This window comes from Variovorax sp. 54 (genome assembly GCF_002754375.1).
Lineage (GTDB): Bacteria > Pseudomonadota > Gammaproteobacteria > Burkholderiales > Burkholderiaceae_C > Variovorax.
Genome location: NZ_PEFF01000001.1, coordinates 968,079 through 985,841, shown reverse-complemented (window position 1 = coordinate 985,841; position 17,763 = coordinate 968,079). Strand labels below are relative to the sequence as shown.

Annotated in this window: 13 protein-coding genes and 3 pseudogenes; 8 read left to right on the top strand and 8 right to left on the bottom strand. The window is 63.8% G+C overall.

All coding sequences use genetic code 11. The features are described 5' to 3' along the window. Nucleotides 1-330: 330 nt before the first annotated feature. Nucleotides 331-966 (bottom strand): FMN-dependent NADH-azoreductase, encoded by a 636-nt coding sequence (locus CLU95_RS04380; protein ID WP_099790780.1) that lies wholly within the window; start codon nt 964-966, stop codon nt 331-333. Between the two features lie 183 nt (nt 967-1,149). Here CLU95_RS04380 and CLU95_RS04375 point away from each other — a divergent pair, with 183 nt between their 5' ends. Next, nucleotides 1,150-2,046 carry a LysR family transcriptional regulator gene (locus CLU95_RS04375; RefSeq protein ID WP_099790776.1) on the top strand — a complete coding sequence of 299 codons (897 nt, stop codon included), beginning with the start codon at nt 1,150-1,152 and terminating at the stop codon, nt 2,044-2,046. Nucleotides 2,047-2,358: 312 nt separating this feature from the next. Here the strand turns inward: CLU95_RS04375 and CLU95_RS04370 are convergent. The 4 genes and pseudogenes from CLU95_RS04370 to CLU95_RS04355 all read right to left on the bottom strand — a co-directional run. Then, nucleotides 2,359-2,775, bottom strand: a pseudogene (locus tag CLU95_RS04370) (transposase); the annotation flags it as partial. Between the two features lie 71 nt (nt 2,776-2,846). Beyond that, nucleotides 2,847-3,806 carry an L-histidine N(alpha)-methyltransferase gene (egtD, locus tag CLU95_RS04365; protein WP_099790771.1) on the bottom strand — a complete coding sequence of 320 codons (960 nt, stop codon included), beginning with the start codon at nt 3,804-3,806 and terminating at the stop codon, nt 2,847-2,849. A 1-nt stretch (nt 3,807) separates the two neighbouring features. Beyond that, nucleotides 3,808-5,088 (bottom strand): ergothioneine biosynthesis protein EgtB, encoded by a 1,281-nt coding sequence (egtB, locus tag CLU95_RS04360; protein ID WP_099790769.1) that lies wholly within the window; start codon nt 5,086-5,088, stop codon nt 3,808-3,810. Between the two features lie 12 nt (nt 5,089-5,100). Then, nucleotides 5,101-5,484 (bottom strand): DUF427 domain-containing protein, encoded by a 384-nt coding sequence (locus CLU95_RS04355; RefSeq protein WP_099790767.1) that lies wholly within the window; start codon nt 5,482-5,484, stop codon nt 5,101-5,103. A 308-nt stretch (nt 5,485-5,792) separates the two neighbouring features. Here CLU95_RS04355 and CLU95_RS04350 point away from each other — a divergent pair. Both CLU95_RS04350 and CLU95_RS04345 read left to right on the top strand, forming a co-directional pair. Next, nucleotides 5,793-6,836 (top strand): annotated as a pseudogene (locus CLU95_RS04350) (IS3 family transposase); the annotation flags it as partial. 76 nt (nt 6,837-6,912) lie between these two features. Then, entirely contained in the window at nt 6,913-7,539 is a 627-nt protein-coding gene (locus CLU95_RS04345; RefSeq protein WP_099790765.1) for an FMN-binding negative transcriptional regulator, read from the top strand. A 19-nt stretch (nt 7,540-7,558) separates the two neighbouring features. Here CLU95_RS04345 and CLU95_RS04340 read toward each other — a convergent pair whose 3' ends face one another. Then, nucleotides 7,559-8,473: a LysR family transcriptional regulator gene (locus CLU95_RS04340; protein WP_099790763.1), complete on the bottom strand. Its 915-nt coding sequence runs from the start codon at nt 8,471-8,473 to the stop codon at nt 7,559-7,561. A 178-nt stretch (nt 8,474-8,651) separates the two neighbouring features. On the opposite strand from CLU95_RS04340, the gene CLU95_RS04335 reads away from it, so the two are divergent. From CLU95_RS04335 to CLU95_RS04320, 4 genes are all read left to right on the top strand, one after another. Beyond that, nucleotides 8,652-9,536 (top strand): alpha/beta hydrolase, encoded by an 885-nt coding sequence (locus tag CLU95_RS04335; protein WP_099790761.1) that lies wholly within the window; start codon nt 8,652-8,654, stop codon nt 9,534-9,536. 150 nt (nt 9,537-9,686) lie between these two features. Further along, entirely contained in the window at nt 9,687-10,943 is a 1,257-nt protein-coding gene (locus CLU95_RS04330) for an efflux RND transporter periplasmic adaptor subunit (protein ID WP_099790759.1), read from the top strand. A gap of 40 nt (nt 10,944-10,983) precedes the next feature. Continuing rightward, entirely contained in the window at nt 10,984-14,256 is a 3,273-nt protein-coding gene (locus CLU95_RS04325) for an efflux RND transporter permease subunit (protein ID WP_099790757.1), read from the top strand. A gap of 25 nt (nt 14,257-14,281) precedes the next feature. Beyond that, nucleotides 14,282-15,775: an efflux transporter outer membrane subunit gene (locus tag CLU95_RS04320; protein WP_099790755.1), complete on the top strand. Its 1,494-nt coding sequence runs from the start codon at nt 14,282-14,284 to the stop codon at nt 15,773-15,775. Between the two features lie 16 nt (nt 15,776-15,791). On the opposite strand, the pseudogene CLU95_RS04315 reads toward CLU95_RS04320, so the two are convergent. After that, nucleotides 15,792-15,932, bottom strand: a pseudogene (locus tag CLU95_RS04315) (MarR family transcriptional regulator); the annotation flags it as partial. Nucleotides 15,933-16,102: 170 nt separating this feature from the next. On the opposite strand from CLU95_RS04315, the gene CLU95_RS31340 reads away from it, so the two are divergent. Continuing rightward, nucleotides 16,103-16,474: a hypothetical protein gene (locus CLU95_RS31340; RefSeq protein ID WP_373668219.1), complete on the top strand. Its 372-nt coding sequence runs from the start codon at nt 16,103-16,105 to the stop codon at nt 16,472-16,474. Here the strand turns inward: CLU95_RS31340 and CLU95_RS04305 are convergent. Next, the gene (locus tag CLU95_RS04305; protein WP_099790753.1) at nt 16,438-16,806 is read right to left on the bottom strand and encodes a DUF4148 domain-containing protein; all 369 of its coding nucleotides are present in this window, start codon (nt 16,804-16,806) and stop codon (nt 16,438-16,440) included. The two genes, CLU95_RS31340 and CLU95_RS04305, sit on opposite strands and share 37 nt — an antisense overlap. Between the last annotated feature and the right edge of the window lie 957 nt (nt 16,807-17,763).

Sequence of the window (17,763 nt, the reverse complement as noted above, 5' to 3'; positions counted from 1 at the left end):
ACCAGAAGTTGACACCCCCGATGAGCCCATTCGTTCTTCAGGCCGACTGAGATTCCACGGTCTGGTAGCGCGAGACCCATCAGGACAAGAATATTTGACCGAAAAGGGAGTACATCGCTTGAGTCAAGGCCGATAGTTTTGCGGGGTGCTCGGTGAAAAGCTGGATCTGGTCTCGCCCACGAACCATGGCCTCTGGCCGACCGTAGCCGGTCGCGCTGGCGTCGCGAAGGAGCCCGAATCCGACGTCATGACGCCGAGTCGCTCGCCCATAGGCGATCACCAGAGCAGCGACGCCCAGAACGCTTGCAAAGCCCTGCCGCCAGGCCAGGCTCAGGATTGGCGGGTGATTTCAACTCTCGCAGCGCGGTCGATCTGTGGCTGCAGCGCGGCAAGAAATCCAACCATCGTCTGCTCATGCAGGTCAACGGCTTTCGCCCCGCCGCCCGCCACCACAGTGACGTCCTCGATGCCGATAACGCCGAGGATGAGCCGAAGGTATTGCGTCGCGATGTCGCGATCCCGGATCGGCGATCCCTCGGTATAGACGCCGCCAGAGGCCATCAGCAGGGTCGCCTTCTTGCCCTTGACAAGACCTCGGCCGTCGAAGCCGAGCGTCGCGCCCTTGCGCACGATGTGATCCACCCACGCTTTGAGCGAAGCCGGGACGTTGTAGTTGTAGACCGGCGTCGAGATGACAAGGTGCTCGGCCGCGATTAGTTCTGCGACCAGTTCATCGGACAGTCGAAGCTCCTCCTTCATCGCTTGCGATTGATCTGCGGGCGGCGTGAAGTAGGCCTGGAGCCAGGGCGCCGTGACGAACGAAAGCCCGGGGTCGGCGAGATCGCGATGCACGACGTGGCCTCCCGGATTCACGGTGCGCCATGCCGTGAGGAAGCGCTGGGTCATTTGACGCGAGACGGACTGATCGCCGCGTGGGCTGGTCTCGACAACGAGAAGCTGGGTCATCGGAGGTTTCTTTCTTTCGGAGTGGGTGAGCGATACGCGGGCTGCCGATGGATGGGCCTGAAAAAGCTTCTGCGGCTGGCCGCGCAGGACAACAAGTGGAGTCGTGGCAGTAATCTAGGTGCGACAATGCTTCGGTGGAAGCGATGAAAATCTGATACTTTCCATCTGTTTCAGAGATGGAAAATGATCGGCAGCCTTACCCTCGACCAGTTGCGCGTCCTCGTGACCATTGCCGACGCAGGCAGCTTTTCAGCCGCCGGCCGCGAACTCAGGCGTGCGCAGTCGGCAATCAGCCAAGCCGTCGCCAATCTCGAGGAGATCCAAGGCGTCGAACTGTTCGACCGCCGAGGGCACCGCCCCCGTTTGACCGAGGTGGGGCGCGTGTTGGTCGATCAAGCTCGGTTGGTGCTCGCAAGTGCAACTCGTTTCGAGGCCGTTGCGGCCAGCACGCGGGCGGGTGTAGAGCCAGAGTTGACGATCGCGATCGATCCCCTGGTGCCGACCGCACCGCTGATTGACAGCCTGCGCATGCTGAGCGAAACCTTTCCCGATCTCCCGGTGCATTTTTCGACCGAAGGGCTGGGCGGTTCATTGCGGCGGCTTCGCGGTGGTTCGGCGGCCATTGCTCTGTGCTTGCTGCTGCCTGGCGTCCCTGAGGACATTGCTGCCTATCCGTTGCTGCGCGCTCCAATGCGCGCGGTCGTCTCGCCCGGCCACCCTCTCTCCTTGTTGGGACGTCCGGCGACAGAGAGCGACCTCGCTCCGCACGTCCAATTGGTCCTATCGGATCCAGTCGACCCGGGCAGCGCAAATTACGGCGTGGCCGGCACCCGACTTTGGCGATTTGTCGATCTCGGTCGTCGATTCGATTTTCTTTTGGCGGGATTCGGTTGGTGCCGCATGCCCGAGCACCTCGTGGCGACATTGATCGCCACCGGGGAGCTCACCGCGATCGAGATTCACGAAGATCCAACTCCGCCCGAAGGACTGACGATCTACGCGGCGCACCGGCGTGATCGTGCGCTCGGTTTCGCGGGACGATGGTTGCTCGATGAGTTGCGTCGAAGCCTTGTCTCGTGATCAAGTGAACTCCGGAAAGCCGCCCTTCTGCGAGCGCCTGCTTCTCTGATCGGGCCAGTTTGTCAATCGCAGAGTATCTCGGTATTTGGTCTCGTCGAACAGAACGTCTCGGTGCAATTCTCGCTTCTCTACGCAGTCGGTCCTGCCCCGAAGGTCGGCGCTGCACGCATTGGTCAGACGGAGCGGAGAGCCACGCCTTTGGACGCGCTTTGCAGCGCAGCAGATATTTACGGCTTCATCCGGACCATCGTCTACATCTGAACGCTCAATCCTCGCTTCCTTTCGCTTCCGTCAATTAGCCAGCCAACATGCTCAGGCTTTCACGGGAATAGGCTCCTGTGAACCCCACCGGAACTCGGAAACGTCCACGCACATGCGGTGCAGGATAGCTGCGAGCTTTCTCGCTACCGCGATCGCCGCACGTCGATGGCCTCTTGTCTTGGCAAGCCGCATTCCCCAGGCTTTCAACGACGACCGTTGGGCGTTGCGCGTGAGCAGCGAATGCGCCGCCACATAGAGCGCCGACCGCACATCGGCATCGCCAGCTCGAGAGATGTGACCAGGGTTGCCCGTCTCGCCGGACTGGTAGCGTTTGGGTGTCAGGCCGAAGTGGACCGCGACATTGCGCGATGACTTGAACCGGGCGGAGTCATCCGCGGCCGACTTGAAGGTGAGTGCCTTCACGGGCCCCACACCCGGGAGGGACATGAGCCGCACACACAGCGGGTCCGCTTTGGTCAGCGCCTTGACCGGGTCCCGCCCGCGTGACGGCGTTCGGGCGCCTCGATTCGCATCGACGCTCACAAGTCGATGGCTGACAGGCCGACGACCGCGAAGAGGGAATATTTGTCCGTCCACACATGGTCTAGCTTCCAGCCAGTGCTTGTCGCCAATTTTCGGATTGAGGGCACATCGTATTTGCGAGAGCTTTCGGTGTGAATGGTCTCTCCGGCATCAAACAAGAACGCGTGCGCCCCTACCGTGACGGAGCGGCTGTCGAGACTGACGAGATGCATTTCCACGGCCTTGTCCTCAGCGTTCCAGCGAGCCTCGTGTTCAAAGCGGTCCACGGGGAAAGTGCCTCTCAGTTCACGGTTGATACGCTTGAGATAGTTAAGATTGAACTCGGCCGTGACGCCCATGACGTCGTCGTAAGCGGGCAGCAGCCTTCTCAAGTCTTTTATCAGGTCGATTCCGATGATGGCCCGGCCACCTTCGCCCACATGTTGGTGCATGCGGCGCAGGAACGCTCTTGCTTGTTCCTTATCCAGGTTGCCGAGAGTGGAGCCAGGGAAGAAGCCAACGCGGTTGCCAGTGGGGAGGGATGGCGGGAGCAGAAAGTTGGAGGTAAAGTCCGCCACGACAGGCCAAGTGGTCAACGAGGGAAATTCCTTCGCCATCCGCTGTGCGGTTGCCAACAAGAACTCCCCTGCAATGTCGATTGGCACGTAGCCGTTCGGCCTCGTGAGAGCATCCAAGACGATTTCTGTCTTGATGCCAGCCCCAGCGCCATATTCGATAAGTGTCACACCGGGCCCGCAGAACTCTGCAATCTCAGCGGATCTCTCGCGCAAGATTGCCTTCTCGGTCACGGTTGGGTAGTACTCTTTGACCCGGGTGATGTCCTCAAAAAGCTCACAGCCGCGGTCGTCATACAGCCAGCGCGAAGGAAGCGTCTTGTGCGGTTGTGCCAGTCCACTAAAAACATCTAGTCGGAAGGCATCTGCCTGAACTATCGAGCTTTCAACCAAATCAATCATGCTAAGAGTTCCTTGCGAGTCGAACGCCGGAGAACTGCCACCTCGCATCTGGGGCGAAGAAATTGCGGTATGTCCGACGGATGTGTTGGCTAGGCGTCACGCAAGAGCCGCCACGGAGCACGAACTGCCCTGACATGAATTTTCCGTTGTACTCTGCGGCCGCGCCTTTGGTCGGCTGGAACCTTGGGTAGGCCACAAAAGGCGAAGCCGTCCATTCCCAGACGTCGCCATACATCTGTTGAGGTGCAGGACTACTGCTCTCCGGGGCTGCTCGCGGGCGCCACCGGAGCTTCTCGGCGAGGTTGCCATGCACAGGAAGATCGTGCGCCGCGTGTTCCCACTCAGCTTCGGTCGGTAGGCGAGCGCCCGCCCAACGGGCGTAGGCGTCGGCCTCATAGAAGCTCACATGCGCGACAGGAGCGTCGAGTTCAAGCCGCTGCAGGCCGTTAAGCGTCATCGTCCACCGCTCACTATCGGGCTGCTCCCAGTAGAGCGGGGCGTTCCAACCAGCCACCTGCTTGGCTGCCCATCCGTTGGCCAGCCAGAAGGTGGGATTTTCATATCCACCGTCGTGCATGAAGTCGACCCACTCCCCGTTGGTAATCAGGCGCTTTGCGAGTTGGAACGGCTCGGTGTGGACTCGATGCCTAGGCCGCTCGCTGTCGAAGGCAAAGCCTTCGCCGTCAAAGCCCATCTCGACCAAGCCGCCTTCGAAGGATTGAAACTCGGTGTGAGTTGCCCTTTCTACGTGCCTAACCAGACTGTGCGTCCTACGATATGCGGGCCGAAGGGGGTTCTGCGCGAACAGGTGAAGGATGTCTGTGAGAAGAAGTTCTTGATGCTGCTGCTCATGATTGCAGCCGAGTTCGATGAGGTCGAGAACGTCAGCTGAAATGTTTTCCTCCAGCATGAGGTTGAGCGCGGTATCCACGTGATTGCGGTACGCGTGGACATCCTGAAGCGACGGCCGGGTTAGCAGCCCTCGCATCGGACGAGGGTGTCTGTCGCCGATGCTGTCGTAGTACGAGTTGAAGAGGTAGCTGAATTCTTGTTTGAAGACTCGGTAAGTCGGGACGTGGGGTTCCAACACCATGGTCTCAAAGAACCAGGTCGTGTGCGCTAGGTGCCATTTCGCTGGACTCGCGTCTGGCATCGATTGCGCGGTTGCATCAGCATCCGACAATGGCTTGCTTAACTCAACGCTCGTGCTGCGTACGGACTTGAGAAGTCGCCATAGCTCGTTCTGGCGTTGGCTTTTCAAGAATGAGTATGCGGGTGGCATGGTGCTCGTCGGTTATGCGCTTGGAGAAACTTCAAGCGAGTCGACCCGGTCGGGATAGAAGGCGAGGTGGTCCTTGATTTCAGCAACTGCGGGGTATGGAAGCGAATAGAACCAGGCGGCGTTCACAGAGACCCTCTTTCCTGAGGTGATGTTGAAGTAAGAGCAGTCTCCCTTGTAGGGGCAATAGGTCGTGAGGTCTGAGGCCGTCAACAACGACGCGTTGACGTCCGCCAGAGGGATGTAGTAGACGCCTGGGTATCTCGCCTCTTTAAGCAATAGGGTGTTGGTGCTGTCAGCAACCACCTGGCCCGCCAGCCGGACGATGACTCGTGAGCTGCTGCGTTCAATGGAGAGAGGATGCTCAGGGCTCGGAGTTTTAATGATCTTGTCATTCATTACGGTATGCCTGCCGGCATCGTGTCGACACCAGCTCGATTAGTGCAAATTGAGGATTTACGCGCGAATGAAATCGCGAGTCACTTGGGGGTGAGGGAATTTTGGTCGAATGCACGCCGCGATAAACCACCGTTAGTGCTCTTCTACGTTTCCTGTGTGGTAACAATGCAAGTGACGTATTTCGATGGTTGCCGCCCACATGCTCTTTTCATATCCAATCGCTGGTGCCTCAACCCTGCTCCGCAAATCGCCAATGCGCTGCTCGAAGCGCGATCATGTCGCTGATGACCGGCGTGACGCCGCCACTCGCATCCATGACAAGCAAGCTCGAACCGACCCAGCCAGATGAGCGTGAAGAACTGCAGCGACAGATCGACGCACTCCGACGCGACTTGCACCGCCTGCAGCTGGAGAACGACCTCCTGAACAAGGCGAATGAACTAAAAAAAAGACGGGGGCATCGACCTGCAAAGCCTGAGCGATCGGGAAAAGGCACAGCTGGTTGATGCCCCCAAACAGACTCACCCGGTGCTCGAGCTCCTTGAGATGCTAGGCCTGGCAAGAAGCTCGTACTTCTATCGTCGCACCCAGGCGCAAGTCGCAGACAAGTACGCCCAAGTGCGCGGCACCATGGCGGACATCTTCGAGCGCAATCACCGCTGCTATGGCTGTCGCCGCATGCGGGCGTCACTGAGCAGCCAGTGCGTGCACATTTGTGAGAAGGGGGTGCTGCGCTTGATAAAGCAGGAGCGCCTGGTCGCTGCGACGCCCAAGCGGCGTCGGTATGCTTCCTATCTGGGCGAGATCAGTCCTGCGCCAGAGAACCTCGTCAACCGCGACTTCACCGCTGGTGCTCCCAACGAGAAATGGCTCACCGACATCTCGGAGTTCCACATTCCGGCAGACAAGGGGTATTTGTCGCCTGTGAGCAACTGCTTCGATGGCAAGGTGGTCAGTTGGACGATCGGCATGCGCCCGGACGCGCAGCTCGTGGACACGATGCTGGATGCCGCTATCGAGACGATCGACATCAGCAGCAACCGGCCTGTTGTGCATTCGGATCGCAGTGCCTACTATCGATGGCCGGGATGGCTGGCACGTATCGCGGATGCCGAGCTGATGTGTTCGATGTCCCGCAAAGGCTGTTCGCCCGACAATGCGGCCTGCGAGGGCTTGTTCGGTCGATTGAGGACTGAATGGTTCTATCCTGGCAAATGGCAATCAACGACCGTTGAGTAGTCACCCAGGCCTTGGACTCATACATGCACTGGTACAACGAGAAGCGGATCAAGATGTCCTTGGGCGCGCGCAGCCCTCTTGGCCACCGACGAAGCTTGGGGCTCATTGCATAAACAGTCCAAGTTTTTAGCCGCATCCCAGGTGCGGCTCAATACTCGACGGGCATCGATGCCCCGAAAGGCCTCCCCCGTGCACATCCAGCCCCTCTTCGCCATCGAGGCGCGTGATGAGCTTCACCGGCTCGTGCGCGCCTACCCGCTGGCCTCGCTCTTCAAGATAGCGGGCGGCTCGATCGATGCCAACCTGTTGCCGCTGGAGGTGATCGACCGCGGCACGCACGGCGCACTGGCAGGCCACGTGGCCCGTAGTCATTCGCTGTGGACCAGCGAGGCGCGCAACGGCTGCGATGTCACCGTCGTGTTCCAGAGTCCGAACGCCTTCATCTCGCCACGCTGGTACGTCAACGGCCAGCGCAGCGGGCGGTTGGCGCCGAGCTGGAACTACATCGCGGTGCAGGCGACGGGCCGCTTGCGGTTCATCGAAGACCTCGCATGGCTGCGCTCGCACCTCGAAGCGCTGACGCGGGCGCAGGAAGCTATGAGCGATGAGCCTTGGTCGCTTGCCGATGCGTCGCCCGAGTTCGTCGACGATGCGCTGCGCCGGCTGGTCGGCTTCGAAATCGATATCCTCGCGCTGACCGGCAAGCGCTTCCTTTCGCCGCAGCGCACCGAGGCCGACCGGCTCAGCCTGGTCGAGAACCTGGGCCGGGAAGCATCACCCTCGGCGCGTGCACTGGCAGCGTTGATCCAGCCCTGAAGGCTGAGAAGAGAGCGCCTCAGCGCCGCTGCAACCGCGGATTCTTCGCAAACAGATCCGCCGCCCAGTCCACAAACGCCCGCACCTTCGCGCTCAGGTGCCGGTTCGGCGGGTACACCACATGGATCGGCAGCGGGTCGCGCTGCCAGTCGGCCAGCACCTCGACGAGTTCGCCGCTTTCCAGCAGCGGCGCGGCCGAGAAGGTGATGCACTGCGACAGGCCGAAGCCCGCGAGCACGGCCGTCATGTGCGCGTTGCTCTCGTTGACCGACACGCGGTAGGGGCCGTTCAGCTCGATGTACTCGTCGCCCTTCTTGAACTCGTGCGGGTACACGCGCCGGGTGGTGCCCGAGAAGTAGCTCACGACGTGGTGGCGCTTCTCGATGTCGTTCGGATGTTGCGGCGCACCATAGCGCTTGATGTACGCCGGCGAGGCCACGGTGACGAAGTGCAGGGTGCCGATGCGGCGCGCCACCAGAGACTGGTCGCTGAGCTCGCCAGCGCGGATCACGCAGTCGACGTTGTCGCTGATCAGGTTCACCGTGCGGTCGCTCACGCCCAGGTCGACCTGGATGTCGGGGTAGCGGTCGCAGAAGCTGGCCAGGTGGGGCAGGATGATCTGCCTCGCCACCGAGGTGCCCACGTCGATGCGCAGCCGCCCCGTGGGGTTGGCCTGCGCATTCGTCATGCTGGCTTCCATGTCGTCGAAGTCGTTCAGCAGCCGCGCCGCGCGCTCGAAGTAGGCGGCGCCGTCGGGCGTGACGGTGACGCGCCGGGTCGTGCGGTTGAGCAGCTTCACGCGCAGGCGCGACTCCAGCGCCTGGATCTGCTTGGTGACGGTGCCCTTGGGCAGGGCCAGAGAGTTGGCGGCACGGGTGAATGTGCCGGCTTCCACCACGCGGACAAAGGTCCGAATGGCCTGGATTTGATCCATTGAATGCCTGTTCTGGGATACCCGGCCCACACCGGGGAGGCGGATTTTCACACGTGCGGGTAATCCCACGGCGGACCGATTGTTGGCCGTTTGGAAACAGAGTAGGGGCAGGTTCCATGTGTAACGGCGCGCACGGCGACTTATATTTCAACCATCGCTCATTCCCCCTAGGCCGCCCATGTCACCCGCACCATCGTCCCGCTCCGCCGAAGCTGCTGCTCTCGCAGCGGTGCAAGGCATGGAAGCCGATCTGTCGATCGAGCTGCCCGGCCGTGCACCGGTCGACGCGCGTGTCTACGGGCAGCGTGCCAAGGGTGAAACGGTGCCGTTGGTGCTGCACTTCCATGGCGGCACCTTCATCTGCGGCAACCTCGACAACGGCCGCAACGTGGCCCGGCTGCTGGCCGGCGCGGGTGCGGTGGTGGTGTCGCTCGACTACCCGCTGGCCCCGGCGGCCCCGTTCCCGGAGCCGATCGAGGTGGGCTATGCAGCCCTCGAATGGCTCTACAAGCAGCGCGTCAAGCTCGGCGGCAGGGGCGCCCAGGTGTACCTGGCCGGCGAAGAAGCCGGTGGCAACCTGGCCGCGGCAGTGGCGCTGATTGCCCGCGACCGTGCGCATCCGCCGGTGGCGGGGCAGATCCTGCTGTCGCCCATGCTCGATCCGTGCGTGGGCACGGCCTCGCTGCGCAAGGCCACCAACGACGCGGCCGAGTGCCGCTGGGCCACGGGCTGGGAGAAGTACCTGAGCTGCCCCTCGAACGCCACGCACCCCTATGCGGTGCCGGGCGGATCGCTGCGGTTGTCGTCCCTGGCGCCCGCGCTGGTGCTGGTCGGCGCGGACGATGCCATGCGCGACGAGGCACTGACCTTCGCCGGCCGCCTGCGTGCCGCCGGCATCGAGGTCACGAGCAGCGTGCTGCCCAGCGCTCGTGATTGGCCGAAGGCGCTGTACGACACCGAGAACAACGGCTGCGTGGCCTGTGAAGCGACCGTGCAGCAGCACTTCCGCGAGTTCTTCAGTGCGACCACACCGCCGCCTGCGGCGCCCAACCACCCCAGCTAGCGTTACAGCCCAGCCAGGCTGCCTGATCGACACGCTGCCAGCGCGGCAGCGCGCGAGGGCCCCTTTTTTCCGAAATCCGCCTCCTGGTGCCGAAAAGCGCCGGGGTGGCCTGTTGCATCCCGAAAAAGTCATCGAGAAGGACGAATCATCATGTCGAACAAGAACGAACAAGCGCTGTCTTCCACCGCCCGCAAGGGTCTGTGGCCCGCCGTGACCGGCCTCACCGCGGTGCTGGCCGTGGCCGCCGCGGTGGTGGGCATGTACAGCTTCAAGGCCGAGGCCACCGCCCCGGTCGCTGCGCAACAGGGCACGCCGGTGTCGGTCGCCACTGTCGCATCGAGCGAGATCAACGCCTGGGACGAGTTCTCGGGCCGCCTCGAAGCCGTGGAACGGGTCGATGTGCGCTCCCGCGTGGCAGGTGCCGTGCAGTCGGTGCATTTCCGCGAAGGCGCGCTGGTGAAGCAGGGCGAATTGCTCATCACCATCGACCGCGCGCCGTACGCGGCCGAAGTCGAGCGTGCCGAAGCGCAGGTGGCGTCGGCGCAGGCCCGCCAGTCGTTCAGCCGCAGCGAGCAGGAACGCGCCAAGCGCCTGTGGGACGAGCAGGCCATCGCGCAGCGCGAGTACGACGAGCGCGCCAACGCCGGCCGCGAAGCCGAAGCCAACCTGCGCGCCGCGCAGGCCTCGCTGCAGACCGCACGCCTGAGCCTGGGCTACACCCAGGTGCGCGCACCGGTGTCGGGCCGCATCGGCAAGCTCGAAGTGACCGTGGGCAACCTGGTGGCCGCCGGCCCCGGCGCGCCCGTGCTGACCACGCTGGTGTCGGTGAGCCCGATCTACGCGAGCTTCGATGCCGACGAGCAGGTGATCACTCGCGCGCTGAAGGACCTGCCGGCCAACGCCGGCGCCCGCGGCCAGATCGACACCATCCCCGTGCAGATGGGCACCGCCGGCCTCGAAGGCACGCCCTTCACCGGCAAGCTGCAGCTGATCGACAACCAGGTCGACGCCCGCAGCGGCACCGTGCGTGTGCGTGCTTCGTTCGACAACAAGGACGGCGCGCTCATTCCCGGCCAGTTCGCTCGCATCCGCATGGGCCAGGCACGCAACGACACCGCATTGCTGGTGAGCGAACGCGCCATCGGCACCGACCAGAACAAGAAGTTCGTGATGGTCGTGGGTGACGACAACAAGGCCACTTACCGCGAAGTGACGCTGGGCACTTCCATCAACGGCCTGCGCGTCGTGAGCAAGGGCCTGAAGGCCGGCGACCGCATCGTGGTCAACGGCCTGCAGCACATCCGCCCGGGTGCGCTGGTGGTGCCGCAGCAAGTGACCATGGACGCCAAGGCCGACACGAAGCAACAACAACCGGAACGCGTGGCCGAGGAGGCCGCGAAGTCCTGATTTCGGAGGAGGGCGCCCTGGCGCCCGCCGGAGAACCAACATGAATCTCTCAAAATTCTTCATCGACAGGCCGATCTTTGCCGGCGTGCTGTCGTTACTGATGCTGATCGCCGGCCTGATTGCGCTGCGCGGTCTGCCGATCTCGGAGTACCCGGAAGTCGCGCCACCCTCGGTGGTGGTGCGCGCAACGTACCCGGGCGCCAACCCGAAGGTGATCGCTGAAACAGTGGCCACACCGATCGAAGAGCAGATCAACGGCGTCGAAGGCATGCTCTACATGGGCAGCCAGGCGACCACTGACGGCGTGATGACGCTCACCGTCACCTTCCGCCTCGGCACCGATCCCGACAAGGCCCAGCAGATGGTGCAGAACCGCGTCGCGCAAGCCGAGCCGCGCCTGCCCGAGGAAGTGCGGCGCTTGGGTATCACGACCGTCAAAAGCGCACCCGACCTGACGATGGTGGTCCACCTCGTCTCGCCGAACAACCGCTACGACATCAACTACCTGCGCAACTACGCGGTGCTGAATGTGAAGGACCCGCTCGCGCGCATCGAAGGCGTGGGACAGGTCCAGATCTTCGGCGGCGGCGACTACTCGATGCGCGTGTGGCTCGACCCGCAGAAGGTCGCGCAGCGTGGCCTGTCGGCCAGCGACGTGGTGGCAGCGATTCGCGGCCAGAACGTGCAGGCCGCGGCCGGCGTGGTCGGCGCATCGCCGGGCCTGTCGGACGTGGACATGCAGCTGTCGATCAATGCGCAAGGGCGCCTGCAGAGCGAAGAAGAGTTCGGCGACATCATCGTCAAGAGCGGTACCGACGGCGCCGTCACGCGCCTTCGCGACATCGGCCGCCTCGAAATGGGCGCCGCCGACTACTCGCTGCGTGCGCGGCTGAACAACGACCCGGCCGTCGGCATGGGCGTGTTCCAGGCACCGGGCTCCAACGCACTCGACATCTCGTCCAACGTCCGCAAGACGATGGAAGAGCTGAACAAGAACATGCCCGAAGGCCTGGAATACCGCATCGCCTACGACCCGACGCAGTTCGTGCGCGCATCGATCAAGTCGGTGATAAGCACGCTGCTCGAAGCCATCGTGCTTGTGGTGCTGGTGGTCATCCTGTTCTTGCAGACGTGGCGCGCTTCGATCATTCCGCTGCTGGCCGTGCCGGTGTCGGTGATCGGTACCTTCGCGGTGCTGCACATCCTCGGTTTCTCGATCAATGCGCTGAGCCTGTTCGGGCTGGTGCTGGCGATCGGCATCGTGGTGGACGACGCCATCGTGGTGGTGGAGAACGTCGAGCGCAACATCGAAGCGGGGCTCACGCCGCGTGAAGCGACCTACCGCGCGATGCGCGAGGTGTCGGGCCCCATCATCGCGATCGCGCTGGTGCTGGTGGCCGTGTTCGTGCCGCTGGCATTCATCAGCGGTCTCACGGGCCAGTTCTACAAGCAGTTCGCGGTGACCATTGCAATCTCGACGGTGATCTCGGCCATCAACTCGCTGACGCTGTCGCCCGCGCTCGCCGCCTTGCTGCTGCGCGGCCACGACCAACCGAAGGACGCGCTCACGCGCGGCATGGACAAGGCCTTCGGCTGGCTGTTCCGCGGCTTCAACAAGTTCTTCCATCGCGGTTCCGAGGCCTACAGCGGCGGCGTCAAGCGCGTGATCTCGCGCAAGACGCTGATGCTGGTGATCTACCTGGCGCTGGTCGGCGTGACCTTCGGCCTCTTCAAGGCGGTGCCCAGCGGCTTCGTGCCGGCGCAGGACAAGCAATACCTGATCGGTTTTGCCCAGCTGCCCGACGGCGCCACGCTCGACCGAACCGACGACGTGATCCAGCGCATGGGCGAGATCATCAAGAAGAACCCGAACGTGGAAGAGGCTCTTTCCTTCCCAGGCCTGTCGATCAACGGCTTCACCAACAGCTCGAACTCGGGCATCGTGTTCGTCATTCTCAAGCCCTTCGACCAACGCAAGCGCGCCGATCAGAGCGGCGGCGCGGTGGCCGGCCAGCTCAACGGTGCGTTCTCGAGCATCCAGGATGCGTTCATCGTGATGTTCCCGCCGCCACCGGTGGCGGGCCTGGGCACCACGGGCGGCTTCAAGCTGCAGATCGAAGACCGCGCCTCGGTCGGCTACGACCAGATGGACGCGGCAGTGAAGGCCTTCATGGCCAAGGCGTACGCCACGCCCGAGCTGGCCGGCATGTTCACGAGCTGGCAGGTCAATGTGCCGCAGCTGTATGCCGACATCGACCGCACCAAGGCGCGCCAGCTCGGCGTGCCGGTGACGGACATCTTCGACACGATGCAGATCTACCTCGGTAGCCTGTACGCCAACGACTTCAACAAGTTCGGCCGCACGTACAGCGTGCGCGTCCAGGCCGATGCGCCGTACCGCGCCCGTGCCGAAGACGTGGGCCTGCTGAAGGTGCGCTCGACCTCGGGTGAGATGGTGCCGCTGTCGGCCCTGATGAAGGTCAATTCGACCTTCGGCCCGGAACGCGCCATGCGCTACAACGGCTACCTGGCCGCCGACATCAACGGTGGCCCGGCACCCGGCTACTCGTCGGGCCAGGCGCAGGACGCGATCACCAAGATCGCGGCCGAGACGCTGCCCAAGGGCGTGAGCTTCGAGTGGACCGAGCTGACCTACCAGGAAATCCTGGCTGGCAACTCCGCCTTCCTGGTGTTCCCGCTGGCGATCCTGCTGGTGTTCCTGGTGCTCGCTGCGCAGTACGAAAGCCTGACGCTGCCGATCGCGATCATTCTGATCGTGCCCATGGGCATCATGGCCGCGATGGCGGGCGTGTGGATCTGGGGGGGCGACAACAACGTCTTCACGCAGATCGGGTTGATCGTGCTGGTGGGGCTGAGTGCGAAGAACGCGATTCTGATCGTGGAGTTCGCACGGGAGCTGGAGTTCGCCGGACGCACGCCGATCCAGGCTGCGATCGAAGCCAGCCGCCTGCGCCTGCGCCCCATCTTGATGACCTCGCTGGCCTTCGTGATGGGTGTGCTGCCCCTGGTGCTCTCGACCGGCGCCGGCTCCGAGATGCGCCAAGCCATGGGCGTGGCGGTGTTCGCCGGAATGATCGGCGTGACGGCCTTCGGCCTGTTCCTGACGCCGGTGTTCTACGTGCTGATGCGCCGCCTGGCGGGCAACCGGCCGCTCAAGCTGCACGGCGAAGTGCCGCACGGCGACGACTTCGTGTCGGCCGACCATCCGGTGGCGCCTTCGCACGGTGGCGGCGGTGGCGGTCTGCACCCGGTGCCAGCCTTGCCGCGCCCCTCGCATGGCGCGCATGACTGATCGACAAGAAGAAAGAAGGTTTTCCATGACATTCGGAATCCCCACCCTGATGCGCCCGCTGCGCACCGCCATGCTGCCGCTGGTGGCGGCCCTCGTGCTGGCCGGTTGCGCCAGCGTGCCCTCGGGCATGCCCTCGGTGCCGACCACGGCCCAGTTCAAGGAACAGCCGCAGCAGCAACCCGGCGCCACGGCGCCGGCCGGCTTCACCCGGGCCACGCCCGCCGAGGCGCAACCGCGCGGCGAATGGTGGCTGGCGTTCAATGACCCGGTGCTCAACACGCTGGTCGGGCGCGCCGCGGTCGACAACGCCAACATCCAGGCCGCCGCCGCACGGCTGGCCGAGGCCCGCGCGCTGGCACGCAGCGCGCAGGCCGACCGCCTGCCGCAGATCGGCCTGGGCGCCGGCGCCAACCGCGGCGCGGGCCTGGACAGTGCCACGGCCAGCACCCGGCCCGGCACCATGACCAACATCGGCGCGACGTTCTCGTACGAGGTCGACCTGTTCGGCCGCCTCTCGGGCGCGGCCGATGCAGCCAAGCTCGACGCGGCCGGCCGCGAGGCGCTGCTGCAAAGCACGCGGCTCGCGGTGCAGGCCGAGGTGGCGCAGACCTACCTGCAGCTGCGCGCGCTCGACGCCGAGCGCGTGCTGGTGCGCGAATCGGTCGCCGCCTACCGCGACACGCTGCGCCTGACGCAGCGCCGCCAGCAGGCCGGCGACATCGCCGAGCTCGACGTGGCGCGCGTGCAGACCGAGGTGTCGTCCACCGAATCGGACGCGCTTGCGCTCGACCGCCAGCGCGCCCAGGTGGAGCATGCGCTGGCCGTGCTGGTGGGCGATTCGGCCTCCAGCTTCGGCATGCGGCCTGACGACTGGGCGACCGCGCTGCCGGTGATCCCGCCGGGCGTGCCGTCCACCGTGCTCACGCGCCGGCCCGACGTGTCGGCCGCGCAGAGTGCCGTCATGGCGGCGCAGGCCCGCGTGGGCGTGGCGCAGACCGCGTGGTTCCCGAACATCTCGCTGACCGGCGCGGCCGGCTACGCCTCGCCCGAGATCGGCGACCTCTTCAAGTGGTCGGCCCGCTCGTGGGGCGTGGGCGCACTGCTGTCGCTGCCGATCTTCGACGGCGGTCGCCGCGAGGCCGGCGTGCAGGGCGCCAATGCCCAGCTCGACGGCGCGCTCGCCAGCTACCGCTCGCAGGTGCTGGTGGCGTTCCAGGAGGTCGAAGACCAGTTGGCCGCGATCCGCATCCTGCAGGAGCAGTCGGTGGTGCAGGCGCAGGCCGTGACCTCGGCGCAGCGTGCCACCAGCCTGTCGGACACGCGTTACCGCAACGGCTACGTGAGCCAGCTCGACCTGCTCGACGCACGTCGCAGCGAGTTGCGCAACCGGCGCCAGGCGCTGCAGGTGAAGTCGGCACAGTACCAGGCGACCGTGGGGCTGATCCGCGCCATCGGTGGCGGCTGGGAAGTGCCGGGCGCCGTGGCCTCGGCCGACGCACCGCGCGGCCCGCGGAGCTGAGCGGGCCCCGCAGGCCCTACGCGCCCCGCATCGGCCAGCGGTGGCGCGTGCCGCCCGAACGGCGGTCGGCCTTCTCGGGCACCAGGCCTTGCGCGCTCAGCGCGCTGCCGCGCTGCTCGAGCCGTTGCAGGCATTGCAGCAGGATCTCGATGTCTGCCGGGGCCATACCCTCGACTTGATTGTGGACGGTGCGAATCGTATCGAGGGGGAAACGCGCTTGCATCCTGGTGCACGCGGCTTCTACGAAGATTGCTACGGCTTAGTCGCGAGTCAAGTCTTCCACATCCGTCACATGACGCACTGAGCGGCGAGGCTGATAGCAGTGCTGTGCCCGCACTCGTCAAGACCGAAGTTGAATGTCAAGCGGATCGACCTGCTGCAGGCTCGTCAAGATGTGTTCACAGCGCGCTTGCTGCGTTCCCGCTGCTCGATCTGATCGCTGGGATCTTCGGGATGAACTTCGAGTTCACCCCGTTGGCGCATGAGGTCGACGGCTTCCGGATTGCGATGCCCTCGGTGCTGGTCATCGGGGAGCTACTGGTGCTGATCTTCTGGCTCAAGCGCTACCTGGCCTGCACACGCTGCGTCCGCGCCAAGAAAAAGAGGCCACGCTTTCGCTCGGCCTCATTTTTGATTTCGGCAACCCCGAAGGGTCGTCTCAATTACTTGGCGACGGCACCCGAACTTTTCTGGGCCTGAGCGCCCCCATCCATCGGGTGCAGCATGTTCGAGATCACCTTGCTGTTGACGCGCGAGCCCGCGCCCACGTTTTGGTCGGGAGCGTAGGCGGTGCGAACGGCTTCGGCTTCGACAATGGCGCGGTCCTTCGACACGGCAATCGTTTCCGGGCCGCGTGAACCACGGGGCACATTCTGGTTCGGGGACGATGCAGTGAGAGCGGCTTCGGCGTTGACTTCGTCACGGCTCTTGGTTGAGACGGCGGTGTTTACGCCTTCATAGGTTTCGGCTTGGGCGCCAGCGGCAGCGAAAAGGGATAGGGCGGCAGCAGCGAGGATTTGCGAGGTCTTCATATTCTGTTCTCCAGGTTGTTCGTTGAATGGTTCGTCCACGAGGCTTGCTGAATCGCTTGCCCGTAGAGACAGTCTCAGACGAAATTTCCTGGAGAAAGCGCTCCAATCTGAGACGCTGTGTTTCCTCCATAGAAACAGTGCTTACATTGATGCGCCCGGGTGCTATCGGCCAGGAACAGACGCTTGGTGAGTGAAAGCCAGCGGCAGTTCAACTGGAAGCAGACATTCGTGTTCAGCTATTCCCAGACTGAAGCAGGGGGAGGCAGCGTCTCGAGCTCCGGCCCCGGCCTTCATGTTGCCCGCAAGTTCTTCGGTGAAGTTGAAGCAGGGTTGCAGCACGGGCCGATTGGCCTCGGCCCTGAGACAGGCGATGTGATTGATGCTTTCGATCGGCTTGCCGCGAATGGCGACGGTGTGCCACCGGCACGAGTCCCGTGCCTCCGAGTCCCAGGCGATGCCGCGGCCCAGACCGGCTGGGACGGCCTCGCAGAGCGCCTCCCGGCTGCCGAGTTCGAGGACGTAGTGCGGCTTGATACTCGTAGGGGACGAGCGCACAGGTTACGGCCTCAAACAAGTCGTGCCGACCGGTAAGGTTCGCACCAGTGTCTCAGTTGCATAGGCCGCCTGCGCGGCCGGATGCAACATCTCGCGAGAGTCCCAGGCTGTCGGAACTCAGCAAGCTTGTTGAAAGAAAAATTGTAGCGAATGCCGTTCATCCGGCCGTGGCCGTTCCGCTCAAGATCTTTCGCCCCCGTGGATAAGCAGATGAACGACCAGGCCCGCCACCAGTACCTAGAACGCGCCCCCATGCCCAGCAGGGTTACGTTGGCTGAGGTTGCCAAGAAGGTAATCAGCGCCGTCTCGCGCGGCCGAGTATCAGCCATAGTAGGCGATTCAGAGCATGTGAGACGGGTCGCTCCATTGATGTCCGCTGCCGGTATCGACGGTGGCGATCTA